The organism is Streptomyces sp. NPDC026575 (assembly GCF_055567415.1).
On the sequence record NZ_JBVHQM010000010.1, the window covers coordinates 22,539 to 46,459 of the forward strand.

The window sequence follows — 23,921 nt, forward strand, 5'->3', positions numbered from 1 at the left end:
CAGGTCAGGCCGGGGCGTCCGCCTGACCGGCCATGATGGCCAGCACCTCCAGCGAGCGGGGCGCCGCGTCGGGGTCCTCGCCGTCCGCCGCCGCCAGCCGCACATGGGCCTCACGGGCCGCCCGTACGGCCTCCGGCCAGCCCTGGTGCGCCATATACGCGGTCACCGGGGCGTCCGCGCCGACCTGGTGCATGATCCGCAGCACCCGCAGCACGGCGACGTCGACCAGCTGCGCCTCCTGGGCGTCGCGGAAGATCGTGCCGATGTACTTGTCGGCGGACCAGTTGTCCAGCCAGGTGTCCTCGACGAGCCGGTAGACGGCGTCGGTGACATCCCCGTATCCGGGCCGGCCGGCCAGCCAGGTCTCCTGCTGGAACGCGGGGTCGGAGAGCATGTGCAGCGCGGAGCGCACATTGCTGCGCCAGCGCCACCACGGCATGTCGTTGAGTGGCATGCCGCCCATGGTGGTCGAGCGGCGGCCGCGACGGGAAGACTTCTCCGAACCTTGCACAGTATTCGATCGTACGTTCTTCGTCGTCGATCACCCGCGGCCCCCCGGAGTTCACCTCCACGTCACCGTCCGTTGCACTTTCGTCACTCGGACGTTCCTACCGGGACGGAAGGCTGCGGTGTCATGACCGGACGGCGACGCTCCTCCTCCCGCCCCCTGCCCCACGCTCCCGCGGTCGCGATCGCTTCGGTGGTGGCATGTGCGGCGGCCATCGCGTCGTTAGTGGCCGGCTGCGGCTCCCTCCCCGGAGCGGGGGGCTCCGGGGAGAAGGAGCCGATCACGGTGATGACCTGGGCGCCCCAGGACACCAAGGCGACCAATATGCCGGGAATGCCGGCCATGGCGCAGGCGTACGCCCGGTGGGTCAACTCCCGCGGCGGCATCAGGGGGCACCACCTGCGGGTGCTGACCTGCAACGAGCGCAACGACTCGGTGGCCGCCGCGCAGTGCGCCCAACGGGCGGTGAGCCAGGGCGCGATCGCCGTCGTCGGTTCCTACAGCCAGTTCGGCCGCCAGGTCATGTCGCCGCTGGAGGTCAAGGGGATCCCGTTCATCGGCGGCTACGGCGCCTCCGACGAGGAGTTCGAGAGCCCGCTGTCCTACCCCGTCAACGGCGGCCAGGCATCCCTGCTCGCCGGCAACGGCCGTCAGCTGGCCGGCGACTGCCGGCGCGTGGCGCTGGTCCGCCCCGACACCATCCAGGGCGACCAGATGCCCTCGCTGCTCAACTCCGGCCTGGAGAGCGGCAGCCGGAAGCCGGCCAAGGACATCAAGGCCCCCGAGGACGGCACCGACTACTCGGCGGAGGTCGCCCGGGCCCTTGAGCAGGTGGGCGCGGACCCGGCCGTCTACGGCAGGGCGGACGCGGGCGGCAAGGCGCCGGGCGCCTGTGTGGCCGCCGCGCTCGGCGACCACACGGACGCCTTCTTCGACTCGTTCCGCCGCCTCCAGGAGGACAGCCCCAAGGTCCGGGTCGCCTCCGTACTCGGCAGTGTCGGCCAGTCCCTGCTGAACCGTACGGGCGGTATGTCCGGGCCGCTGGAGGGCGCCGACATCACCGGCTGGTATCCGGTCGCCGACGACCACCGCTGGAATCCGATGCGCAAGGTGATCAACGACTTCGCCTTCGAGGACAACCGCGTCGACCCCGCCGACCAGGGCGTCCAGACCACCTGGATCGCCTACACCGTCCTGCGCGGCCTGATCGAGGAACTGGACGACCGGGGCGTCGAGGACATCACCTCGCGCGATCTGCAGACGACGCTGGACCGCGGCGACCGCGCCATCGACACCGGTGGCCTGACCCCCAAGCTGCGCTGGCGCGAGGACGACATGCTCGCCGTCCAGGACTTCCCGCGCATCGTCAACGCCATGGTGACCTACCAGGTCGTCCGCAACGGCGAACTGGTCGCCCAGCGGGGCGGCTTCGTGAACGTCACCAAGACGCTGGAGCGGCGGCGGACGGACGACTGACCGGCCGCCCCGCCCACAGCGGACGGCCCTCCCCGAGCGCGGCTCAGAGCTGCTCGGGGCGGCGCTCGGTCAGGCCGTACTTCTGGGCGAGCGGGTTCCAGATCTGCGCGGCCTGCTTCTTGGCCGCGGTCGCCTGGCCGCTGGCGACGTTGCCCTGCGCGGTCTGCTTGGTGACCTTGGCCTTGCCCTTGTGGCAGCCCTTCTTCCCGCCGACCTGACCCGCCCAGGCCGCGTAGTGGTTGTCCGCGGCGGCCGAGGACTGCCAGGCCTTGGTGAGCGCCGCGGTCAGCTGCGCATGATTGGGGATCTTGTCGACGGGAAGCTGCTGAAGCCGCTTGACCAGGTCGTTTCGCTGCCCGGCCGCGGCCCGCAGATCCTTGGCCGCACCGTCGAGGTTGTTGCAGGACTTGATGCCGTTGACGGCGCCGATCACCGAAGCGCGGCTGTTGTTGCTGTCGCCCAGCAGCGCGTCCAGGCCCTTGGCCTGGGCCTCGGCCGGGTCGGTGGTCGGCTTCGGCTCGTCCTTGGCGCCGGCGTCCTTGGCGGCGCTGCGGCCGGGGCCGGGCTTCTTGGCGGTGTCCTCGTCGCCACCGCTCAGCGCCCAGCCCACGCCGAGGCCGGCGCCGGCGAGCGCCACCACGACGAGACCGACGATCACGGCCGGGGCGAGGCGCCGCCGACCGCCGTCGGCGTCGTCGTCATAGGGGGCGGTCTGCTGGTCGTAGCCGCCACCGGGCGGGAACTGCTGGCCGTAGCCCTGGCCCGGCGCGCCGTACGGCGGCCGGCCCGGGTCCTCGAAGCGGGGCAGCTGCGCGGTGGAGTCCGGCGCGCCGGTCTGCGCCACGCCCGGCCCGTCGCGGAACAGGCCCTCGAACTCGGCGGGCGTGGACCGGTCGCCGGGTGCGCCCGGGGGGACGCCGTACGGCGCGCCCGGAGGCGGGGTCGGCGTCCCGGCGCCCACCGGGGCGATCAGCTGGGTGGCCTCGGAGTCGCCACCGGCGCCGGGCATCGGCTGGGACTGCGGCATCGGCCGGCCCTGGGGGCCGCCCTGCGGCGGCTTGATGGCGCGCAGCATCGTGGTGGACTCGTCGGGCGTCTCGGGGCGCGAGGCCGCCTCGGGCGGCAGCGGCGCGGCGCCCGGTCCGCCGGACTGTGCGGCGAAGGGGGGTATCAGTGTGGTCGCCTCCGCGTCGCCCGCGGCGGGCGGCAGCGGCGCGGCCTGCTGCGGCGTCGCCCGCACCAGCTCCCCCGTGGGGCCCGGCTGGGGCTGCGACGGGGGCTGAGGCTGGAGCTGGGGCGCCGGGCCGCCCTGCTGGCCGTACGGCGGCGGCGCGGTGTGCTGCCCCGGCGCCTGCTGGGCCGGTGGCGGCACGGGCGGCATCGACGGCTGCCCCTGGGGCGGCGCAGGGAAGCCCTGGCCTCCCTGGGGCTGCGCCTGCGGCGGCATGGGGGCCTGAGGGGCCTGCGCCGGGGGCTGCTGGGGGTAGCCCTGCTGCTGGCCGTACCCCTGCCCCTGGGCGGGCTGCTGCCCGTACGGCTCGGGGGCGGGGGCGGCCTGCTGACCGGGGCCCCAGGGCTGACCCCAGGGCTGCCCGGCCGGCGGCGCGGCCTGCTGGTCGGGCACCCACGGCTCACCGTTGGCGGGCAGCACAATGCCCTCTCGCGCGGGACCGGCCGCAGAATTCTGCGGGTCGTGGCCCTGTCCGCTCTGCGTCACCGTGACTCCTACCAACGTGCAGACCTACGGAATCGTCGGCTGCACGCTACCGGTTCGCAGCGACGTTCGACCACGCCCCCTGGTCACCGTGCGGATCCACCCCCTTTCCCCGGACCGTTCGCCGGCCGCCGCGGGCCCGTCACGCCGCCGCGGCCCGCAGCTCCAGTCGTGCGCTGAACTCCCGCACGACCGGTTCGTCCCGATAGGGCTCCAAACGCAGCTGAAAGTCCTCCAGATACTCCGCGCCGCGGTCCGAGCGCAGCCCGCTCAGCAGCTCCACCGCCTGGGTACCCGTATGGCATGCCTGCTCGACCTCGCGCTGCTGCACCTGGGCGCCGGCCAGCAGCAGCATGCCGATGGCGCGGCGCCGCGCCCGGTCCTTGGGATGCCCGTTCAGCGCCTCCTGGGCGCGCTGGCCGGCGGGGCCGGGCTGCCCCAGGTCCCGGTGGCAGTGGGCGAGTTCATCGGCCAGATACGCCTGGTCGAAGTGCGCGATCCACACCGGGTCGTCGCCCGCGTCCGTGGCCGCCTGGGCGCGCTCCATCGCGGCGACCGCCCGGCCGGCCACCACCTGGAAGGCCCGGCCGTCGCCCATCAGGGCGTGCCCGCGCGCCTCCGCCGCGCAGAACATCGCCTCGGTGCGCGGGGTGACGTGCCCGCGGGCGCCCTCCTGCGCGGCGCGCGCCAGCTGGGCGATCTCCCGCGGATTGCCGAGCGAGGCGGCGAGATGGCTCATGCTCGCGGCGAGCACGTAGCCGCCGTAACCGCGGTCACCGGCCGCCTGGGCCAGCCGCAGCGCCTGGATGTAGTAGCGCTGCGCGAGACCGGGCTGCCCGGTGTCGACGGCCATATAGCCGCCCAGCTCCGTCAACCGGGCCACCGCGGCGAACAGTTCCCGCCCAACGGACTCCCGGTAGGAGCCGGCCAGCAGCCCGGAGACGACGCTGTTGAGGTAGTGCACGACGACCGGCCGGACGTGCCCGGCGCCGAAGCGGTGGTCGAGTTCGCCGAGCGCCGTGGTCATGGCGCGCACCGCCTCGACGTCCGAAACCCCGACCCGGGCCCCGGCGTTCCGGGCGACCTGGGTGTCGGCGCCGGTGATCAGCCAGTCGCGGCTGGGCTCGACCAGCGCCGAGGCCGCGACCGTGGAGCCGCTGAGGAAGTCCCGTCGGCCGACGTCGCTGCGCCACAGCTCGCAGACCTGCTCGATCGCCCCGAGGACGGTCGGCGAGAACTGCAGCCCCACCCCTGATGCGAGGTTCTTGCCGTCGGCCATCCCGATCTCGTCGATGGTGACCGTGCGGCCCAGCTTGCGGCCCAGTGCCTCCGCGATGACGGCCGGGGCGCGGCCGCGCGGCTGCTGCCCGCGCAGCCAGCGGGCCACGGAGGTCTTGTCGTAGCGCAGGTCGAGACCGTGTTCCGCGCCGCACATGTTGACGCGGCGGGCGAGCCCCGCGTTGGAGCAGGCGGCTTCCTGAATGAGCGCCTGCAGCCGCTCATTGGGCTGCCGCGCGACGAGTGGCCTGGCGGCCATGCTTGTACCCCCTGGTTACTGCTGCGCGTTCGCCGTCGAACGCCGTTCCCCGTGATCGATGCCCCGCGAATATCCCGGATATCCGAGAGTTCCCGGATACGCGCGATGGGCGGGATCGGTTGGATACACGCTTTGCAGCGGATGCCGGTTCATGAGCGGTTTGTGCAAGATTCCGGGCGTCCCGTGCGAAGCGCTGTTCACCGAAGCCGGTCATGGCGCGCGGGTCACGCGACTGCTCTGACGATCGGGAATGGCGCGACGGCGCTCGTGCGCTAAGAGCGGCACCGCCGTGCAGGGCCTCCCCCTCATGCACCGCGGCCTGCCGCCGGGCGGCCTCTCCGCCCGTCACGCAGGTGGCTACCCGCTCGCCGGGCCCCATCCGCACACGCGCCCCCACCGGTGCATCCATGCGCCCCACGTGCGAGAACGATGCGCCGGGCAGCTCATCCATTCAGCCGTAACCCTTGGTGACACGGAGAGTTGTCATATGCGTGGAAGAGACCATCGGAGTCACAGGAGCCTCGCAGATCCCCAAGCAGCGCGGCGAGCAGCTGCTCGAAACTGCGGTGCGTTACGCGGAAGAGCGGCATTGGGACGTGTTCCCCGGCGCATGGCTGGAGCACGACGGCGAGCGGCTGCGCTGCTCGTGCGAGGCCGGCGACTGCGCCGCGCCCGGCGCGCACCCCACCGCCCCCGGCTGGGCCGGGCTGGCCAGCGGCAGCGCGACGGCGGTCCGCCGGATGTGGAGCAAGCAGCCGCGGGCTTCGATCCTGCTGCCGACGGGCCGGGCGTTCGAGGCCCTCGACGTGCCCGAGACCGCGGGCTGCCTGGCGCTGGCCCGTATGGAGCGGATGGGGCTGGCCCTCGGCCCGGTCACCCGCACCCCGGACCGCCGGATGCTCTTCCTCGTCCTGCCCGGTGCCGCGGTGAAGGTCCCCGCTCGCGTACGGGAGATCGGCTGGGCGCCGGCCGGCCTCGACCTGATCTGCCGCGGCGAGGGCGAGTACATCGCCGCCCCGCCGACCCGGGTGGGCTCGCACGGCTCGGTGCAGTGGGCGCGCCGCCCCACCGCCACCAACCGCTGGCTGCCGGACGCGGACGAGCTGATCAGCCCGCTCGCGTACGCCTGCGCCCAGGACGCGGCGGCCGTCCGGGCGCGCTGACCCGCGGCCCGCCCGCTCCGCCGCCCGCCGCTGCCCGCCGCCGCCCGCGGCCCCGCGGCGGCCGCCTGTCGGTACCTGCTCGTATCGTGGGATGTCGGACGGGGGTCAGGACGGCCCCTGCGGGGACGTCGAAGGGCAGGACCGGTGGCCAACGAACCGGAAGACCACAAGGGGCGGGCCGTGTCGGCACCGCCGCAGGACGCATCGGCCGCCGCTTCGGGCGGGCCGGCCACGGCACAGGCCGCGGGCGGCCCGCCCGCGGTGCGTATCCAGGGGCTGTGGAAGCGGTTCGGCGAGCAGATCGCCGTCAACGGCATCGACCTGACGCTGCCCGCCGGCCGCTTCATCGGACTGGTCGGCCCCAACGGCGCGGGCAAGACCACCACCCTGTCCATGGTGACCGGCCTGCTGCGACCGGACTCCGGGCAGGTCGAGATCGGCGGGCACGACGTCTGGCAGGACCCGGTCGCCGTCAAGTCCCGGATCGGTGTGCTCCCGGAGGGCCTGCGGCTCTTCGAGCGCCTCTCGGGACGCGAACTGCTCGGCTACATAGGGCGGCTGCGCGGCCTGCCGGGCGACGAGGTCGACAAGCGGGCCGACCAGCTGCTGAACGTCCTGGACCTGGCCGGCTCCCAGCACAAGCTGGTGGTCGACTACTCCACCGGTATGCGCAAGAAGATCGGGCTGGCCGCGGCGCTGCTGCACAACCCCGAGATCCTCTTCCTCGACGAGCCCTTCGAGGGCGTCGACCCGGTGTCGGCGCAGACCATCCGCGGCGTACTGGAGCGCTACACCGCCTCCGGGGCGACGGTGATCTTCTCCAGCCATGTGATGGAGCTGGTCGAGTCGCTGTGCGACTGGGTCGCGGTGATGGCCGCCGGGCGGATCCGCGCGGACGGGCCGCTCGACGAGGTGCGCGGCGCGGCCCCCTCCCTGCAGGACGCCTTCCTCGAACTGGTCGGCGCGAACGACCGCGCCGCCGGGCAGAGCCTGGACTGGCTGGGCGGCGGCGCCCGATGAGCAGCGAATCCACCGCGGTGGCCGCGCGGCCGGCCGCCGCGCCGTCCCCGACCGCCGTCTTCGTACGGCTGAAGCTGTCGCTGCTGCGCAACGGGCTGCGCCAGTCGACCGGGCGCACGCTGGCGTACGTCGGGTCCGTCCTCGTCGGCCTGCTCTTCGCCGCCGGCGTCGTGCTGGGGCTGACCGCGCTGCGCGGCAACGCCCACGTCGGCGCGCTGGTCGTGCTGCTGACCGGCCTGCTCACGCTGGGCTGGGCGGTGATGCCGCTGTTCTTCCCCGCCTCCGACGAGACCCTGGACCCGACCCGGCTGGTCATGCTGCCGCTGCGGCCGCGCCCGCTGATCGTCTCGCTGCTGGTGGCCTCGCTCGTCGGGATCGGCCCGTTCGTCACCCTCGCGCTGGTGACCGGCGCGGTGATCGCGGTGGCCAAGGGAGCCCTCGGCGCGGTCGTCGGTGTCCTGGCCGTCGTCCTGGTGGTGCTGGTGTGCGTCTCGCTGGCCCGCGCGATCGCCACGGCCTCGGTGCGGCTGCTGACCAGCCGCCGCGGCCGCGATCTCGCCGTCCTGAGCGGGCTGTTCATCGCGATCGGCGCGCAGGGCGTCAACATCGCCGCCCAGAAGCTGGGCAGCCCCGACGGCCTGTCCGTATTGGAGCCGCTGGGGAATGTGCTGCGCTGGGTGCCGCCGGCCTCGGCCGTCAGCGCCGTCGAGGACGCCGGGAACGGCGCGTACGGGCGGGCGGCGGCCGGTCTGGCACTGGCGGCGCTGGCGCTGGCCCTGCTGCTGTGGTGGTGGCAGCGCACCCTGACCGCTCTGATGACCTCGCCGGACTCCTCCACCCTCCAGGCGGTCGAGAAGGACAGCGCGCGCCGTTCCGGCACCGGCGAGCGGGGACTCGCGCGGCTGCTGCCGGACGGCCGTACGGGCACGGTCATGCTCCGCACGCTGCGCTACGCCTGGCGCGACCCCAAGTCGAAGATGTCCTGGGCGACGTCGATCGGCGTCGGCCTGCTGGTGCCGATCGTCTCGTCCGTGCAGGGCAACGGCAGCATCTACACCGCGTTCTCGGCGTCCGCGCTGCTCGGGATGCAGATGTACAACCAGTTCGGGCAGGACACCTCGGCGTTCTGGATGGTCGCCTCGACGATCGCCACCCGGCGGGACGCCTATCAGGAGCTGCGGGCCCGCGCGTTGGCGCTGGCGCTGGTGGCCGTCCCGTACGTGACGCTGGTCGTCGTCGGCTCCGCGGCGCTCATCGGGCCCTGGTCGGACTTCGTGGAGGTGTACGGGCTCTCGCTGGCCGTGCTGGGCGCCCTGATGGCCACCGGTGCGCTGTCGTCGGCGGTCTTCCCGTACTCGATCCCCTCGGAGGGCAACAAGAACGTCGCTCCCGGGCAGGGCGCCATCGCCTGGTTCAGCCTCTTCGGCGGCGTGCTGATGGGCGCGGTGCTGTGCTCGCCGCTGCTGGCGCTGACGATCTGGCTGCACGTCGCGGACCTGCACGCGATGCTGTGGATCCTGCTGCCGGTCGGTGCGGTCTACGGCGCGCTGATCGCCGAGTTGGGTCTGCGGGTGGCGGCACCCCGCGTGGCCCGTCGGCTGCCGGAGATCCTGGGAGCGGTCAGCAAGGGGTGAACGCCCGGCCCACCGGGCCGGTGCGGCCGTGCCGTGAGGTTATCCACAGGCCGCGCCGGCCGGTGCGCGCGGGCGGTAGCGTCGTGGCGACGACAGCGACGAGGGTCGCGGTGACGACGGGGGACAAACGGGGGGGGGTGGGGGCGGTGATGCGCGCCGGAATCGTGCTGGTGACGGGCTGGCTGGCGGTGCTGCTGTGCGCCGGCGCCGTACAGGCGGCGCCGGCCGGCCCCGACCGCCCCACGCAGCTCGCGTACCTCGCCGAGCAGCTGCGAAAGAGCCCGGTCTACATCAGCGACCAGATCCCGCGCGCCGTCCCCCGCTCGTCCGCGCCCGAGTTCGCCCGGGAGGCCCGGCGGCTGGGCGTGCCCACGTATGTGATCGTGCTGCCGAGCTCTGCCTACGGCTCCCAGGCCGACGCCCTGCTCGCCGGTGTCCATGACCGGCTGGGGCGCAAGGGCCTGTATGTCGCCATGACCGACTCCGGCCTGGACGCGGTGCAGACCTACGGCGTGAGCCTGCCGGGTGCCCAGGACGCGGACACCGCGACGCTGTACGAGCTGCCGTATGACGCCACACCCCGCGAGGTCTTCCGGCACTTCGTCGAGGTGGCCACCTCCGGGCAGGCACATCAGCGCGCCGAGAAGGCGCGCGCCACCTACGGGCACGGGTCGGCGGACGAACCGCCCGGCCTGCACACCAGCCGCACCGACCGCGAGAACCAGAGCTTTGTGACCGGCATCGCGGTCGCCGGGATCCCGCTCACCGCCCTGCTGATCACGGTGTACGCACTCCGGCGGCGGCGGGTGCGCCGCACGGCGGCCGCGGGCGCACCGGCTGCGCTCGGCGGGACGAAGGCGGGCGGCGGCTCGACGGCGCGCCCGGGGAAGAAGGGAAGCGCCGGCAAGAAGGGGGGCGCCGCCAAGCGCACGGCCGGCGGCCCCGGGCGGCTTCCGCGCACGCGGTTGCTGCCCCTCCTGGCGGGGGCCGTGGTGCTGGCCGGTCTGATCGCCTTCACCGCGTCGCAGGTCTTCGACGACACCGACAGCGGCGACGGCTCCCGGCCCACGGCCACCGACCTGCGCGCGCGCCTCGACCGGGTCGCCGACGGACTGCGCCGCGACCCGCTCTACCTCGACCCGGAGAGCACACCCGCGCTGGACACCGCCGAGAGCGACCGCCTGCGCAGGCGGCTGCGCGGGATGGACCTTCCGGTGGTGATCGCCGCCGTGCCCAGCAGCACCGACGACGAGTCCGGCGGCGACAAGGAACTGCTGGCCAAGTCGCTGCACGACCGGCTGCGCCGCGATCTGCTCATCGTGCTCGCCGAGCCGGTGTCCGGCGGCATCGAGGTCGTCAACTACGGCACCCGCGTGAACGACATGTACCTCATCGACCGCCCGCGCGATCTGTCGTACCCCGAATCCACCGACCCCGCGCTCGGCCGCCGCCTGGACCAGCTGCTGACGTACCTCGCCAAGTCCCCCAAGGACCGCGCCGGCAACACCCCTTATGTCCCGCCGTCCACCGCCGACCCCGCCGAGGAGCAGACGCTGCCCGGCCTGTTCGCCGGGGACTTCGCGCCCGGTCTGCTCATCGGGACCTTCGCCGCGGGCCTGCTCTTCGGGCTGGTGGCGGCGGGGTGCGGCATCGTCCGCGTGGTCACCCGCCGGGTGCGGGCGGCGGAGGGCGCCCAGGGCCTCCCCCAGGCACCGCACCAGCCCTCGCTGTCGTGGCTGCGGCGCACCGCCCGGCAGGAACTCGACGCCCTCACCGCCGCTTTGGAGCCGACCGCCGCCCTGCCCGAGGACGACCGGCGCCGGGCGTGGGAGTGTCTGGACGCCGCCGCCCTGCTGATCGACGGCGACAGCGACAGCCGGATCGACGCCGATGCCACCCCCACCGCGCTCGCCTGCGCCGTCGTGCTGGCCCGCGCCGGCCGCACCGCCATCGAGGAACCGGCCGCCGCACAGCACGCCTGCCATCGCAACCCGCTGCACGGCGCGGCCCGCAAGCGCGCACAGATACAGCCGGACGACGGCGGCCGGGCCCGGTCGCTGCCGGTGTGCGAGGCGTGCCGGGCGACCCCCGGCCCGGTGCTGCGGCTGCGCTCCTCGGGCGGCGCCGGGCGTGGATCGTCCGCCCCGTACCCCGCTCTCCCCGGACCGCTGGCCGCGCTCGGCGACGGCGCCGGAATCGATCAACTCACCCGCGATGTACGGGAGTACTTCGGTGTGCACTGACCCCACTCACGGTTCCGGCCCCCGGCGGCGCCCGGCCGCCCGCCGGCTGCGGACCGTCCTCGGCCTCGGCGCCTCGTCCGTCGCGCTGCTGTTCGCCGCGGCGGCGCCCGGTGCGGCCGCCGACCGGAGTCCGGGCGGAGAGAGCCCGGGGCAGAAGATCGCCGATGCGTTGCGCCGCTCGCCCGTCCATGTCGACCCGTCCCTCTCCACGGCCGTCGACGCCGACCAGCAGCGCAAGCTGGTCGACCAGATCAAGCGGACCGGCCTGCCGATCCGGGTCGCGCTGGTGCCGCTGGTCGAGGGCGACAGCTGGGGCGGCAAGCCGGACCAGCTCGCCGAGGTGGTCCACGACCGGATGGGCGGCGGCCCGTCGATCCTGATCACGCTCGGGGACCTGCCCGGCGACATCTCCGCCCGCGAATGGCCCGCGAACGCCCATCAGGCGTCGCGCGCCGCCGCCGCGGTCTTCTTCCAGGACGACATGAAGGGCGCGGGGCCGGCCCGGCGCGTCGCCCGCGCCATCAGCATCATCAAGGCCGGCAACGGCGACGCGGTGTACGAGAAGGCCACCGCCCAGAGCCTGGGCACCTCGACGCCCAGACCTGGCAAGCCGTCCGGCGCGGACAAGGCGGCCCCGTCGGACGCCCAGGGTTCCCCGCTCATACGGACCCTGTCCCTCGTCGTCGGACCGGTGCTGCTGCTGGCCGCGGCGGGACTGCTGCTGCGGCGGCGGGCCCGGCTGCGCGACCTCTCGACGCCGTTCGCGCTGCCGCGTTCGGTCTTCGCCGCCGCGCGGAAGGCCGACGAGGCCGGGTTGCGCGACCGCGCGAACGAGGAAGTCGTCCGGCTGGGCGAGGAGGCGCGGGCCGCGCAGGGCGAACCGGCCGCCCTCGAACGGGCCCTGGACGCCTACGCCGCGGCCGGCACGGTCCTGGACCGGGCGCGCGGAACCGTCGATCTGGCAGGGGTGTTCGCGCTGATCGCCGAGGGCCGCGCGGCGCTCTCCAAAGCCCCCGCCACGCTCCCGCTGTGCTTCTTCCACCCGCTGCACGGGCCCGCCGTCCGCCGCATACCCTGGCGGCCCCTGGGCCGCCGTGAACAGCTGCGGGTGGCCGCCTGCGAGACCTGTCTGCGCGCCGTACGCACCCGGCGCGCCCCGGAGGTGCTCACCGACCGGCGGGACGGCCGCCCCGTCCCGTACTTCGAGGTCCCCGCCGAGAACAGCCTCTGGGCCGCCACCGGCTACGGCTCGCTGCTCAGCGGCGCGGACGACTCCCTCACCGGCCGCGTCCAGCGCGGCGATTTCACCCGCACGCTGGACTGAGGACACTTCACCCGCACGCCAGGTCGGGCTGGGCTGGGCCGGGCTGGGCTGGGCTGGGGCACTCCACCCGCACGCCGAACTGACGGCCAAAGCTCCAGCCACGGCGCCTGAGACGGCTCGGGCGCTCGGGCGCTCACGCCGTCACGCCGTCACGCCGTCAAGGCGACAGGGCGACAGGGCGACAGGGCGACAGGGCGACAGAAGCACTCAGGCGACTGAAGCACTCGGGCGGCTGAAGTGGCCTCAGCCGTCTGAGCGTCATATCGCCGTGTCGCGGCCGCCGAAGGGACCGCGACACGCCCCGTGTCCGCCGCGCACCCCGCGCGCTCTGCCGCCCCGTGCCCCTCAGCTCGGCGTCGTCGCCGTATGGAGAAACGGTTCGATGGCGTCGCACCAGGCGTCGGGCTGTTCCCAGGGGAGCAGATGGCCCGCTTCGGGGATCTCGGCGTAGGCGCCCCTGGGGAGGACGCGGACCATCTCCTGGGCTTCGGCGCGGCCCAGTTCGGCGTCGAGGCCGCGGATGACCAGCGCCGGACACAGCACCTGGGCGAGCTCGTCCCAATGGGCGTCATGGACCCAGGTCTCGCGAGCGGTCAGCATCTGCCGACGGGAGAAGACCGGTCGCCACCCGTCGGCGCGCTCGGCCATCACCTCGGCATAGAACTCACCACGGGCCGGCCGCGGCCGCTCCAGGGTCGGATCGTCCTCACCGAACCACTTGCGGACATCCGCGAGCGTGGCGAACGGCACCGGCCAGGAACGGAACCACTCGGTCCACTCGCGCTGCGAGGCCGCACCCAGCGCGGAGGCCCGCATATCGCAGATGACCAGCGCACTGACCAGATCCGGGCGCCGGGCCGCTAACTGCCACGCCGTCAGGGCGCCCATGGCATGCCCGACCAGGGCGACCGGAGCGAGGCCCAGCTGCTCGATGGCCGCGATGGCGTCGTCGACATACGCCTCACGGTCGTACGGACCGTCGGCGGGCTTCTCGCTGCGGCCGTGCCCGCGCTGGTCCAGAGCAACCGGGCGGTGACGGGCGCTCAGCCGCCGGGCGGTGTCCGCCCAGTGCGCGGCGCGCCCCATGAGGCCATGGAGCAGCAGCACGCCCGGACGCTGCTCGCCGCCTTCCAGCCCGCCGCCGGTCTTGGGCGGGTCGGTGAATTCCCAGGCGGCCAGTCGCACGCCGCCGGCCCCCGTCACATCGATGCGCCGCACCATGTGCCCTGGCACCCCCAATCGTCCCGTGAGCAGCTCCACACTATCGAACCCCTATTCGAACGCACCGCTCCGGCGCAGAACACCCCTCGTTCGAGTGACCTCGCTCAAGGATTGGCCGCGCTCACCACGGGGAGACATCTGCCGGGAGGCAGGCCCTACCGGGAAGGGGGCCTGTGGGGGAAGACCCTGAGAGCTCGGGGCTCCGGGTCTTGGGTGGGGGACATGGGGAGGCAGGGCCCCGGCTGCTCGCAGCGCCGGGGCCCTGACCGTCTCCAGACTCAGCGGATGCATCCGAGCCCCCTCCCTGGCAAGGACAGGCCGACGCATGGCCATGCGTCAGCGTGACACGAGACCGGCCGTATCGCACGGATTCGCACAAGTCCGTTCAACACGCAAGGACTTACCGAGCCCGCTCGGCGGCGCGTCGGCGCAGCTCAGCGGGCTCGTGAGGGCACTCGGAGAGAGTGCGAAAAGCGAAAAGAAAGAAACCGCTCGCGGCAAGCCGCGATCAGCACACGGCTTCAGCGCTTGGCGACGAAGACATGCGAGGCGATCTCGGAGTCCAGCTCGGCGGCCTCGCCGCTGCTGCCGACCAGCACACCGGCCGGCGACTCCGTCACGCTGACCACCGCGCCCGGCTGCACGCCGGCCCGCCGGAGGGTGTACATCAGCTGGGCGTCCGCCTGGATCGGCTCACCGATGCGGCGCACCACGGCCGTCTTGCCGTCGGCACCGGCGTCCAGGTCCATCAGGCTCACCATGCCCGCGTCCAGGAACGGATCGGCCTCGGCCTTCTCGCCGAGCTCCTCAAGGCCCGGGATGGGGTTGCCGTACGGCGACTCCGTCGGGTGCCGCAGCAGCTCCACGACGCGGCGCTCGACCGCCTCGCTCATCACATGCTCCCAGCGGCACGCCTCGGCGTGGACCTGCTCCCATTCGAGCCCGATGACGTCGACGAGCAGGCACTCGGCGAGGCGGTGCTTGCGCATCACCCGGGTCGCCAGCCGCCGGCCCTCCTCCGTCAGCTCCAGATGCCGGTCGCCGGCGACCGTCAGCAGCCCGTCTCGCTCCATGCGCGCGACCGTCTGGCTCACCGTCGGGCCGCTCTGCTCGAGCCGCTCCGCGATGCGGGCGCGCATGGGGACCACACCTTCCTCTTCGAGTTCGAGGATGGTGCGGAGATACATCTCCGTGGTGTCGATCAATCCGGACATGCGTGCCCCTTGATGTGTGGTGCGGTGGCCCTGGACTCAATTCTGACGCATCCCGCTGACAACGGTGCCTCGTCGTCCGCGGAGCGGACCCCGTCGGGCCGTATTGACAGGGCACTGGTCCAGACCGCAACGTGATCCGCGCCACTGATCAGATACGACGAGATCCGACGTGATCCGACGAGAGGGGCCCGCGGCAATGGCTGACAGCGACCGGAGCGACCGGCTGGCCGGACAGTACTTCGACGCCGCGATCGACCTGCTGCGACAGGTCCGCGACGAGGAGGGCGAGCGGATCGCCGCCGCCGGGCGGCTGATCGCGGACACCGTCGCGGCGGGCGGCCGGGTCTTCTCCTTCGGGGCCGGCCACTCCTCGCTCCCCGCACAGGACACGGTCTACCGGGCGGGCGGGCTCGCGGTCATGAATCTGCTGTCCGTCCCGGGTGTCGTCGGCGTCGACGTACGGCCCGCGACGCTCGGCAGCGCGCTGGAGCGGGTCGACGGGCTGGCCGCGGCCGTCCTGGACACCAGTCCGCTGCGGGCGGGCGATGTGCTGGTGATCATCTCGCTGTCCGGGCGCAACGCGCTGCCCGTCGAGATGGCGATGAACGCGCGGGCCCTGGGCATCAAGGTCATCGGCGTGACGTCGGTGGCGTACGCGGCGACGACCGCCTCGCGGCATGCCTCCGGCGGGTTCCTCAAGGACCACTGCGACCTCGTCCTGGACAGCCGGATCCCGGTCGGCGACGCGGAGCTGACGCTGCCCGACATCGACGCACCGTTCGCCCCCGCCTCCACGGTGGTCACCAGCGCGATCATGCAGGCCATGGTGGCGACGGCCGCCGGCACCCTCACCGAACGGGGTATCGACCCGCCGCTGCTGCGCTCCGGCAACGTCGACGGCGGGCACGACTGGAACGCCCGGGTGATGAGCGAGTACGCGGACCGGATCTTCTACCGGGAGTGAGAGGCGGCGGGGGCGGGGGTACGGGGGGGGTACGCCTAGGGGGTGGGCGAACACATCCCGTAGGGGACGCGAGGGCCCCCTGCGGGGCCACAACGTGGTGGGGCGGGGCGGCATTCCCGCGGAGGCGGGTGAAGGCTGCGCGGCGGCGGGGCGGGTGCTCCCCCGGGAGGCGGGCTGAGACTGCGCGTAGCCGGGCGGGGGCTTCCGCGGGAGGCGGGCGGAGACTGCGCGCAGCCGGGCGGGGGCTTCCGCGGAGGCGGGTGAAGGCTGCGCGCAGCCAGGTGGGGGCTTCCGCGGGAGGCGAGGGGCCGCCCCACGGAGCCGGGCAGGGCTTCCGCTCAGGCGAGGGGGCCGTCCCGCGGAGCCGTGAGGGGCGGTGTGGGCTTGTCAGGGCGATGCCGCGCCCGACAGGTCCAGGGCGGCGGCGATGCGGGCCGCGACCTCCTCCGCGTAGTCGGCGTCCGCGCGGTCGAAGGGGCGGCGGGCGGGCGAGCGCAGGAACGTCACGACGCCGAGGGTGCGGCCGCGGCTGCGCAGCACCGCGCACAGGCCGTGCACGGTGCCGTCCGGCCAGTTGCGGGCGGCCGCCCAGTCCCCCGCCGGGGCGGAGCCGGCGCTGCTGCGCACCGAGCCGCGACGCTCGTACGCCTGGAACGCCGGATGGCCGCGCACATACGGCACGGGGATGCCGGTCGCCGAGGACGCCTCCGAGGGGCCGGGCGAACCGGCCGGGGAGGACAGCGTCCGTACCAGAGCGCAGGCCGCGACCGCCCCCTCGTAGCCGCCGTCCCCGTCGTCCGCCTCACGGGCCTCGTACGTGTCGTCCCCGGCGACCACCCCGTACGGCGCCGGGGCGGGCTTCGTGGCGAGGTCGACCAGGCCGTGGTCGGCGAAGCCCGCCAGCGCGAAGTCGAGGTGGACCGCGGCGGCCTCGGCCGGGTCCGGGCACTCCGCGGCCGCCCGGCCGGCGCGGTGCAGCTGATGGGCGCGGAAGCGCAGCAGGGAGTTCTCCTGTTCGGTGCGCTTGGCCTCCGTGACGTCCTGGAAGAGCCAGGCGACGCCCAGCGGCACCGGCTCCTCCGCCAGCGGCGAGGCCAGCCGGACGAAGCCGCTGCGCCAGCACCGCCGCGGCAGTTCGGCCTCCTCGGAGCGCAGCGTCACCCACAGCTCGGCGGCGGCCGGCGGCGCGCCCTCGGCCAGGACGTGCTGCAGGGCGCACTCCAGCTCCTCGACGCCCTGCGCCAGCAGCTCGGCCAGCGGACGCCCCAGCAGCGCCGTCCGCCCCACGCCCAGGATGCGGGCGGCGTGCGCGTTGACGACGGCGGGCCGCAGATCGGCGTCGACCAGCACCACGCCCCACGACGCGTCCTCGAAGAGCGCCTCGCTGAGCGCGATGGACCGCTCCAGGTCGATCTGCGTGTGCACCTCGCTGAAGGCGCAGTACGCGCCCGAGACCCGGCCGCCGGGGCCGCGGACGGCGGAGGACTGGGTGCGGACGAGGACGCGGTGGCCGTCCTTGGCCAGCAGGGCGAACTCATGGACCTGGCGGCCCGGGGAACGCATCGCGGCCGTGAGCGCGGCGCCGACGCCGTCGGCGTCCTCCTTGCGGACGGCCCAGCCGGTCAGGCCACTACGGCCGACGGCCTCCGCGGCGGTCCAGCCCAGGATGCGCTCGGCCTCGTGGTTCCAGTGGGTGACCGTGCCGTTCGCCGAGAAGGCGACCAGGGCGGCGTCCATGCCGTCCAGGAGGGCGGCGAGCAGACCGGAGTCCTCGGTCTCGTCGGCGACGCAGCGCGCCGAGGCCGAGGAGCCGGACAGACCGGAAGAAGCCGACGATGCAGTCACTGGCACCCCTCACAAACGCGGCCGCACGTGCTCCACCTGGGAACATTCAACTGGAACGTGACACACCCCACAGCCGATTCGCGGAAATCGTTGCTCCCGGAAAAATTCGGTTGTGCGGTGCCGGGGCGCTTCCTAATGTGTGGTGCACACGAGAAGGGAGGTGGTTCGGCCAATGATTTCGCACCGGACGCGTGAGGTGGCTGCGGGCTAGCGGCCCGTCGCTTCACCGAAGTGCAGCGCCGGACCAGCGCATACTGCAGATGCGCAGCCGGCCAATTCCCAGCAGTCACCCGACCCGCGGGCTGTCGGTTCGTCCGACCGGCCCTTCGCGCCACCGAGCGCGAAGGAGCAGCCCGCGGGTCGTCTGCGTGTGTAGGGCCGGTCCGGGGATGCGGGCCCGGGCATGCGGGTCCGCGGGGCGGACCCCGTCCGCAGGGCCCAGGCCCCCGCCTTACGGCGCCAGGCGCTCCACCCTCCAGGTCACGCCCCCGGCCTCGGCTCCGGCCTCCGTCCCGGCTCCGGCCTCGGACTCCGTCTCGCGGACGTAGCGGAGGCGGTCGTGGAGCCGGTTCAGGCGGCCCTGCCAGAATTCGATGGTCTCGGCGGCGATCCGGTAGCCGCCCCAGTGCGGCGGTGCGGGCACCTGCTCGCCCTCGGGGTAGCGGGCCGCCAATTCCTCGTAGGCGCGCTCCAGTTCCTCGCGCGAGGAGACCGGGGCCGACTGGTCGCTGGCCCAGGCGCCCAGCTGGGAGCCGTGCGGGCGGGTACGGAAGTAGGCGGCGGTCTCGTCCCGGCCGATGCGCTCCGCGGTGCCGGTCACCACGACCTGGCGGGAGAGCGGGTGCCAGGGAAACACCAGGGAGATATGGGGGTTCTCCGCCAGCTCACGGCCTTTTCGGCTGTGGTAGTTGGTGAAGAACACAAAGCCGCGGTCGTCGAACGCCTTGAGCAGCACGGTCCGTGAACTCGGCCGGCCGGCGGCGTCCGCCGTCGCGACGACCATGGCGTTCGGCTCGTGCAGACCGGCCACGGTCGCGTCCTTGAACCAGCGCGCGAACTGGTCGTAGGGGCTGGCGGCGAGGTCGGACTCGGCGAGTCCCTCGGCGCGGTAGTGCGCACGCATGGTGGAGGGATCGGGGGTCTCGGCGTGAGGCGCGTCGGCTGGGTGCACGGCCTCATCTTGCAGCATCACCGCGGGTGCGGTCAGGTGGGAGGGGCGGAAGTCTGCCCCTCGTCGACCAGCCGTAACCCTCCCGTCGACCAATCGACCGGTGTGCCGGATCTCACGCTTCCCCGCAGGTGGGGGACCGGAGAAAATCATGGCTCGGCGCACTGTGGCCCCCGGACAGGGGGGAGCTATCGTGTTCCGTCCGGCCCGAGGGGACGCACCGCGCGCCCTGACCACACGGCCTGACCGCAAGAGCACCGCACCGACCCCGCCCGCCCGCGGCCCCGACCCACCGCGGGCAGGACCCTCGCGTGGCCCACGCCCTGGCGGGGCATCACCGGGGTGACCGGTACGGACCGCGAGCTGCCCGCGCAGCCGCGTAGCCGCGCCGGCACCGCAACCAGACTCGACCGCACGGCAGCCGGTCACAGGCCGTATGCCGTCCCCAGCTTGAGGAGCCGCCTGATGTCCGACTTCGTACCCGGACTCGAGGGAATCGTCGCGTTCGAGACGGAGATCGCCGAACCGGATAAGGAGGGCGGCGCGCTCCGCTACCGCGGGGTCGACATCGAAGACCTCGTCGGGCACGTGTCGTTCGGCAACGTCTGGGGGCTGCTGGTCGACGGGGCGTTCAACCCCGGTCTGCCGCCCGCCGAGCCGTTCCCGATCCCGGTGCACTCCGGCGACATCCGGGTCGATGTGCAGTCGGCGCTCGCCATGCTCGCGCCCGTATGGGGCCTGAAACCGCTGCTGGACATCGACGAGGCCACCGCCCGCGACAACCTGGCCCGCGCGGCGGTCATGGCGCTGTCCTACGTCGCCCAGTCGGCGCGCGGGCAGGGCCTGCCGATGGTGCCGCAGAAGGAGATCGACAAGGCGGAGACCGTCGTGGAGCGCTTCATGAAGCGCTGGCGCGGTGAGCCCGACCCCAAGCACGTCAAGGCCGTCGACGCCTACTGGACCTCGGCCGCCGAGCACGGCATGAACGCCTCCACCTTCACCGCCCGGGTCATCGCCTCCACCGGAGCGGATGTGGCGGCGGCGCTCTCCGGCGCGGTCGGCGCGATGTCCGGTCCGCTGCACGGCGGCGCGCCCTCCCGGGTCCTGGGCATGATCGAGGAGATCGAGCGGACCGGCGACGCCGGCGCCTATGTCCGCAAGGCGCTGGACAAGGGCGAGCGGCTGATGGGCTTCGGCCACCGCGTCTACCGCGCCGAGGACCCGCGGGCTCGGGTGCTGCGGCGCACCGCCAGGGAGCTGGCCGCCCCCCGCTTCGAGGTCGCCGAGGCGCTGGAGAAGGCCGCGCTGGAGGAGCTGCACAACCGCCGCCCGGACCGGGTGCTGGCCACCAACGTCGAGTTCTGGGCGGCCATCGTCCTGGACTTCGCCGAGGTCCCGGCGCACATGTTCACCTCCATGTTCACCTGCGCCCGGACGGCCGGCTGGAGCGCGCACATCCTGGAGCAGAAGCGGACCGGCCGGCTCGTGCGCCCCTCGGCCCGCTACGTCGGACCCGGCGCGCGCGGCCCGCAGGAGATCTCCGGCTACGACGACATCGCGCGCTGAGCCGCCCGGCCGTGGGGCTCGGCGGCGGTCAGAGCTTGCCGCCGAGCCGTTCTCGTACGTGTCGTCATGAACCGCGCCGCCGTAGCGGGGCCCCGCGGCGTGCCCCCGGCCGTCGCCGTCGAGCACGCAGGCGCTGACAAGCTGCGCTCGGGCTTGCTTCCCACGTTTTCGGCTTTCCCGCCGTGGTGGTTGTTCGCCGTTTCGCCTGCGGCGGGCGGTTGTTTGTCGGGTGCGGTGACAGCCCTACGGACTCCGTCCTACGGTCTGTCCCCTCCCGTGGGTGGATGGGAAGAAGGGTCGGTGGGGGCGAGCCTCATCTGTCGACCACGCGCGCACGAAGGCCGACGTCCACCCCCACCGGTCTTCTCCCACCCATCCACGGGAGGGGGCGGGCCGGAGGGGCTGGGTGTCCGGACGTAAAGCGCAGCAGTCCGGACACCCAGCCCCGGAGGACCGCCACCGGCACCCGAACAGCCCCGCGCAGCGGCCCCGCCCGCCGCAGGCGCAACGGCGAGAAACCCCCACGGCGGGACAGCCGACAACGTGGGATCAAGCCGAGCGCAGCGGATTGAGCACGGCGTCGATGATCTTCGCCCACTGCTCCACAACCCGGTCGCGGCGGGAGGAGTCGTCCGTCAGCAGGTTGGCCAGGCCCAGGCCCCGGGCCATGTCGAGCAGGCCCTGGACGGTCTCGCGTACGCCGGGTACGGCCTCGTCGGCGTCCAGCAGGGCCACCGCGGTGCGGTGCGCCTCGCGGCCCACCCGCGCCTCCAGGGCGGTGACGCGTTCGCGCAGCTGCTCCTCGTCGGAGGCGGCCACCCACAGGTGCAGCGCGGCCTTGAACAGCGGCCCCGTGTACAGCCCGACCAGCTCCTCGACGATGATCCAGGTGCGGGCGATGGACCCGGCGGGCGGCAGGTTGTGGGCGACCGCCTTCAGGGCGCCCTGGCGTTTGTCGGCGACATGCTCGACGGCCGCGGTGAAGAGGTCCTCGCGGGTGCGGAAGTGGTGCTGGGCGGCGCCCCGGGAGACGCCCGCCCGCTCGGCGACCACCGAGACCGTACTGCCGCTCCAGCCGCGTTCGGCCAGGCAGGAGACGGCCGCCTCCAGCAGCTTCAGGCGGGTCGCCCGGCTGCGTTCCTGCTGGGGCGGGCGGGTGCCGCGGGCCGGGGTCAGCGCGCCCATGCCGGGGCCCGTCGCTCCAGGAAGGCGGTCATGCCCTCACGGGCCTCGGCGGAGCCGAAGAGCCGCGCGGACTGCGCGGCGAGCGCGTCGGTGTCGCGGTCGAAGGCGGCCAGCACCTGGGCGGTGACCAGCTTCTTCGACTCGGCCAGGCCCTGGGGCGAACCCTTGCGCAGGCCCTCCAGTACGGGGGCGAGCCCGGCGTCGACGTCCTCGGCGGCGAGGGTGACCAGCCCCATCCCGGCGGCCTCCGCGGGGCCGAACTTCTCGCCGGTCAGGTAGTAGCGGCTCGCGGCGCGGGCGTCGAGCCGCGGCAGCAGCGGCAGGGAGATCACGGCGGGGGCGAGGCCGAGGCGGGCCTCGGTGAAGGCGAAGGTGGCGTCCTGGCCGGCCGCGGCGATGTCGCAGGCGCCGAGCAGCCCGAGGCCGCCGGCCCGTACATGGCCGGTGACCCGGGCGACGACGGGCCGGGGCAGTTCCACGATGGCGCGCAGCAGCCCGACCAGGGCCAGGGGGCCGGCGGTGGGCGCCCCGGAGGTGGCCTCGGTCAGATCGGCGCCGGCGCAGAACGTGCCGCCGGTGTGGGTCAGGACGACGGCGCGGGTGGCGTCGTCGGCCGCGGCGTCCGCCAGCGCCGTGTGCAGCTCGGCCATCAGCCGGGCGGAGAGCGCGTTGCGGTTGTGCGGGGAGTCCAGGGTGAGGGTGGTGATGCCGCGCTCGTGGGAGCGCGCCACCAGGGGTGTCGCGGGTGCGTCGGTCATCGGTGGGTCGGGCTCCTTTCCCTGGCGCGCGGTGCACGCCGCAGGATCGTGCACGGGTGGCCTGCCCGGCAACTCGCCGTCCATGACGGGGGTGCGCTGCTCAGGGGGCGCGGCGGGCACCGGGCAGGCGGCTTGCCGGTCCCAGTGGACCTCGGGAGGCCCCGGCAGACCTCGGGAGGTCGGCGAAGGTCCGGGTGGCTCCGGGCGGCCTTCAGTACGACTTGGGCAGCCCCAGGGTCTGGTGGGAGACGAAGTTGAGGATCATCTCGCGGCTGACCGGTGCGATCCGGGCGACCCGGGCGGCGGTGATCATCGAGGCGAGGCCGTACTCGCGGGTGAGGCCGTTGCCGCCGAGGGTGTGGACGGCCTGGTCGACGGCGTGCACCGCGGCCTCGGCCGCCGCGTACTTGGCCATGTTGGCGGCCTCCCCCGCGGCCATGTCGTCGCCCGCGTCGTAGAGGTGCGCGGCCTTGCGCATCATCAACCGGGCCAGCTCCAGTTCGATATGGGCCTGGGCGAGCGGGTGGGCGATGGCCTGGTGGGCGCCGATGGGCTCCTTCCACACCTGGCGGGTGCGGGCGTAGTCCACGGCCCGTTCCAGGGCGTAGCGGCCCATGCCGAGGGCGAAGGCGGCGGTCATGATGCGTTCGGGGTTGAGCCCGGCGAAGAGCTGGAGGAGTCCGGCGTCCTCGTCGCCGACGAGGGCGTCGGCGGGCAGCCGCACCTCGTCCAGGATCAGCTCGAACTGCTTCTCCGGGGCGGCCAGTTCCATCGGTATGGCGCTGCGGCCGAAGCCGGGGGCCTCGCGCGGGACGAGGAACAGGCACGGCTTGAGGCGTCCGGTCCGGGCGTCCTCCGTACGGCCGACGATCAGCGTCGCGTCGGCGATGTCGACGCCCGAGACGAACACCTTGCGGCCGCTGAGGACCCAGTCCCGCCCGTCCCTGCGGGCGGTGGTGGTGATGCGGTGCGAGTTGGACCCGGCGTCCGGTTCGGTGATGCCGAAGGCCATCGTGCGGGAGCCGTCGGCCAGGCCGGGCAGCCAGGTCCGCTTCTGCCCCTCGGTGCCGAAGCGGGCGATGACCGCGCCGCAGATGGCGGGCGAGACGACCAGCATCAGCAGTGGGCAGCCGGCGGCCCCCAGCTCCTCCAGTACGAGGGAGAGTTCGGTGATGCCGCCGCCTCCGCCGCCGTACTCCTCGGGGAGGTTGACGCCCAGGTAGCCGAGCTTGGCGGCCTCCCGCCACAGCTCGTCGGTGTGCCGGCCCTCGGCGACGGCGGTGGCGAAGTACTCCCGGCCGTAGCGGCGGCCCAGCGCGGCCACGGCTTCGCGCAGGGCGCGGTGTTCCTCGGTCTCGATCACAGGGTTGCTCATGAAGGC

General features: G+C 73.7%; 18 protein-coding genes. 8 read left to right on the plus strand and 10 right to left on the minus strand.

From position 1 onward, the window contains the following. Positions 1-4: 4 nt before the first annotated feature. Positions 5-463, minus strand: coding sequence for an SCO4402 family protein (locus tag ACZ4NB_RS15615; protein ID WP_467661765.1), 459 nt, complete (start codon positions 461-463; stop codon positions 5-7). Between the two features lie 171 nt (positions 464-634). Here ACZ4NB_RS15615 and ACZ4NB_RS15620 point away from each other — a divergent pair, with 171 nt between their 5' ends. Beyond that, entirely contained in the window at positions 635-1,984 is a 1,350-nt protein-coding gene (locus ACZ4NB_RS15620; RefSeq protein ID WP_467661767.1) for an ABC transporter substrate-binding protein, read from the plus strand. A gap of 43 nt (positions 1,985-2,027) precedes the next feature. On the opposite strand, the gene ACZ4NB_RS15625 is transcribed toward ACZ4NB_RS15620, so the two are convergent. After that, a complete protein-coding gene (locus ACZ4NB_RS15625; protein ID WP_467661769.1) occupies positions 2,028-3,701 on the minus strand; it encodes a hypothetical protein in 1,674 nt (557 codons plus the stop codon). A gap of 139 nt (positions 3,702-3,840) precedes the next feature. Continuing rightward, positions 3,841-5,235 (minus strand): transcriptional regulator, encoded by a 1,395-nt coding sequence (locus tag ACZ4NB_RS15630; RefSeq protein WP_467661771.1) that lies wholly within the window; start codon positions 5,233-5,235, stop codon positions 3,841-3,843. Between the two features lie 491 nt (positions 5,236-5,726). Here ACZ4NB_RS15630 and ACZ4NB_RS15635 point away from each other — a divergent pair, with 491 nt between their 5' ends. The 5 genes from ACZ4NB_RS15635 to ACZ4NB_RS15655 all read left to right on the plus strand — a co-directional run bounded on the left by ACZ4NB_RS15635 (position 5,727) and on the right by ACZ4NB_RS15655 (position 12,619). Further along, positions 5,727-6,398: a bifunctional DNA primase/polymerase gene (locus tag ACZ4NB_RS15635; RefSeq protein WP_467661773.1), complete on the plus strand. Its 672-nt coding sequence runs from the start codon at positions 5,727-5,729 to the stop codon at positions 6,396-6,398. 144 nt (positions 6,399-6,542) lie between these two features. Further along, entirely contained in the window at positions 6,543-7,418 is an 876-nt protein-coding gene (locus ACZ4NB_RS15640; protein WP_467661775.1) for an ABC transporter ATP-binding protein, read from the plus strand. After that, positions 7,415-9,052, plus strand: coding sequence for a transporter (locus ACZ4NB_RS15645; RefSeq protein WP_467661777.1), 1,638 nt, complete (start codon positions 7,415-7,417; stop codon positions 9,050-9,052). Before ACZ4NB_RS15640 ends, ACZ4NB_RS15645 begins: the two co-directional genes overlap by 4 nt. A 149-nt stretch (positions 9,053-9,201) precedes the next feature. Next, positions 9,202-11,295, plus strand: a complete 2,094-nt coding sequence (locus ACZ4NB_RS15650) for a hypothetical protein (protein ID WP_467661779.1) — start codon at positions 9,202-9,204, stop codon at positions 11,293-11,295. Next, positions 11,285-12,619: a hypothetical protein gene (locus ACZ4NB_RS15655; protein ID WP_467661781.1), complete on the plus strand. Its 1,335-nt coding sequence runs from the start codon at positions 11,285-11,287 to the stop codon at positions 12,617-12,619. The genes ACZ4NB_RS15650 and ACZ4NB_RS15655 overlap by 11 nt, the downstream gene beginning before the upstream one ends. A 345-nt stretch (positions 12,620-12,964) precedes the next feature. Here the strand turns inward: ACZ4NB_RS15655 and ACZ4NB_RS15660 are convergent, their stop codons facing one another. Beyond that, complete coding sequence (locus ACZ4NB_RS15660) at positions 12,965-13,840, minus strand: alpha/beta fold hydrolase (protein ID WP_467661783.1); 876 nt, start codon at positions 13,838-13,840, stop codon at positions 12,965-12,967. Between the two features lie 521 nt (positions 13,841-14,361). Continuing rightward, a complete protein-coding gene (locus ACZ4NB_RS15665) occupies positions 14,362-15,054 on the minus strand; it encodes a metal-dependent transcriptional regulator (RefSeq protein ID WP_238574840.1) in 693 nt (230 codons plus the stop codon). A gap of 196 nt (positions 15,055-15,250) precedes the next feature. On the opposite strand from ACZ4NB_RS15665, the gene ACZ4NB_RS15670 reads away from it, so the two are divergent. After that, positions 15,251-16,018 (plus strand): SIS domain-containing protein, encoded by a 768-nt coding sequence (locus tag ACZ4NB_RS15670; protein WP_467661785.1) that lies wholly within the window; start codon positions 15,251-15,253, stop codon positions 16,016-16,018. Positions 16,019-16,405: 387 nt separating this feature from the next. On the opposite strand, the gene ACZ4NB_RS15675 is transcribed toward ACZ4NB_RS15670, so the two are convergent. Next, positions 16,406-17,836 (minus strand): PAS domain-containing protein, encoded by a 1,431-nt coding sequence (locus ACZ4NB_RS15675; protein ID WP_467662155.1) that lies wholly within the window; start codon positions 17,834-17,836, stop codon positions 16,406-16,408. 478 nt (positions 17,837-18,314) lie between these two features. Further along, positions 18,315-18,986, minus strand: coding sequence for a pyridoxamine 5'-phosphate oxidase (gene pdxH, locus ACZ4NB_RS15680; RefSeq protein ID WP_467662157.1), 672 nt, complete (start codon positions 18,984-18,986; stop codon positions 18,315-18,317). A gap of 510 nt (positions 18,987-19,496) precedes the next feature. On the opposite strand from pdxH, the gene ACZ4NB_RS15685 reads away from it, so the two are divergent. Further along, positions 19,497-20,597 carry a citrate synthase 2 gene (locus tag ACZ4NB_RS15685; RefSeq protein ID WP_393499445.1) on the plus strand — a complete coding sequence of 367 codons (1,101 nt, stop codon included), beginning with the start codon at positions 19,497-19,499 and terminating at the stop codon, positions 20,595-20,597. Between the two features lie 549 nt (positions 20,598-21,146). Here ACZ4NB_RS15685 and ACZ4NB_RS15690 read toward each other — a convergent pair. The 3 genes from ACZ4NB_RS15690 to ACZ4NB_RS15700 form a co-directional block, all read right to left on the minus strand. Further along, complete coding sequence (locus tag ACZ4NB_RS15690) at positions 21,147-21,782, minus strand: TetR/AcrR family transcriptional regulator (RefSeq protein WP_467661787.1); 636 nt, start codon at positions 21,780-21,782, stop codon at positions 21,147-21,149. Next, the gene (locus ACZ4NB_RS15695) at positions 21,770-22,540 is read right to left on the minus strand and encodes an enoyl-CoA hydratase family protein (RefSeq protein WP_467661789.1); all 771 of its coding nucleotides are present in this window, start codon (positions 22,538-22,540) and stop codon (positions 21,770-21,772) included. Before ACZ4NB_RS15695 ends, ACZ4NB_RS15690 begins: the two co-directional genes overlap by 13 nt. Positions 22,541-22,751: 211 nt before the next feature. Then, positions 22,752-23,915 carry an acyl-CoA dehydrogenase family protein gene (locus ACZ4NB_RS15700; RefSeq protein ID WP_467661791.1) on the minus strand — a complete coding sequence of 388 codons (1,164 nt, stop codon included), beginning with the start codon at positions 23,913-23,915 and terminating at the stop codon, positions 22,752-22,754. Positions 23,916-23,921: the final 6 nt, after the last annotated feature.

Excerpts from the sequence above, each read along its gene's own strand:
- ACZ4NB_RS15615 (WP_467661765.1), bottom strand. The coding sequence starts at position 463 with ATGGGCGGCATGCCACTCAACGACATGCCGTGGTGGCGCTGGCGCAGC.
- ACZ4NB_RS15620 (WP_467661767.1), top strand. The coding sequence starts at position 635 with ATGACCGGACGGCGACGCTCCTCCTCCCGCCCCCTGCCCCACGCTCCC.
- ACZ4NB_RS15630 (WP_467661771.1), bottom strand. The coding sequence starts at position 5,235 with ATGGCCGCCAGGCCACTCGTCGCGCGGCAGCCCAATGAGCGGCTGCAG.
- ACZ4NB_RS15645 (WP_467661777.1), top strand. The coding sequence starts at position 7,415 with ATGAGCAGCGAATCCACCGCGGTGGCCGCGCGGCCGGCCGCCGCGCCG.
- ACZ4NB_RS15650 (WP_467661779.1), top strand. The coding sequence starts at position 9,202 with ATGCGCGCCGGAATCGTGCTGGTGACGGGCTGGCTGGCGGTGCTGCTG.
- ACZ4NB_RS15660 (WP_467661783.1), bottom strand. The coding sequence starts at position 13,840 with ATGGTGCGGCGCATCGATGTGACGGGGGCCGGCGGCGTGCGACTGGCC.
- ACZ4NB_RS15665 (WP_238574840.1), bottom strand. The coding sequence starts at position 15,054 with ATGTCCGGATTGATCGACACCACGGAGATGTATCTCCGCACCATCCTC.
- ACZ4NB_RS15670 (WP_467661785.1), top strand. The coding sequence starts at position 15,251 with ATGGCTGACAGCGACCGGAGCGACCGGCTGGCCGGACAGTACTTCGAC.
- pdxH (WP_467662157.1), bottom strand. The coding sequence starts at position 18,986 with ATGCGTGCGCACTACCGCGCCGAGGGACTCGCCGAGTCCGACCTCGCC.
- ACZ4NB_RS15685 (WP_393499445.1), top strand. The coding sequence starts at position 19,497 with ATGTCCGACTTCGTACCCGGACTCGAGGGAATCGTCGCGTTCGAGACG.
- ACZ4NB_RS15690 (WP_467661787.1), bottom strand. The coding sequence starts at position 21,782 with ATGGGCGCGCTGACCCCGGCCCGCGGCACCCGCCCGCCCCAGCAGGAA.
- ACZ4NB_RS15695 (WP_467661789.1), bottom strand. The coding sequence starts at position 22,540 with ATGACCGACGCACCCGCGACACCCCTGGTGGCGCGCTCCCACGAGCGC.
- ACZ4NB_RS15700 (WP_467661791.1), bottom strand. The coding sequence starts at position 23,915 with ATGAGCAACCCTGTGATCGAGACCGAGGAACACCGCGCCCTGCGCGAA.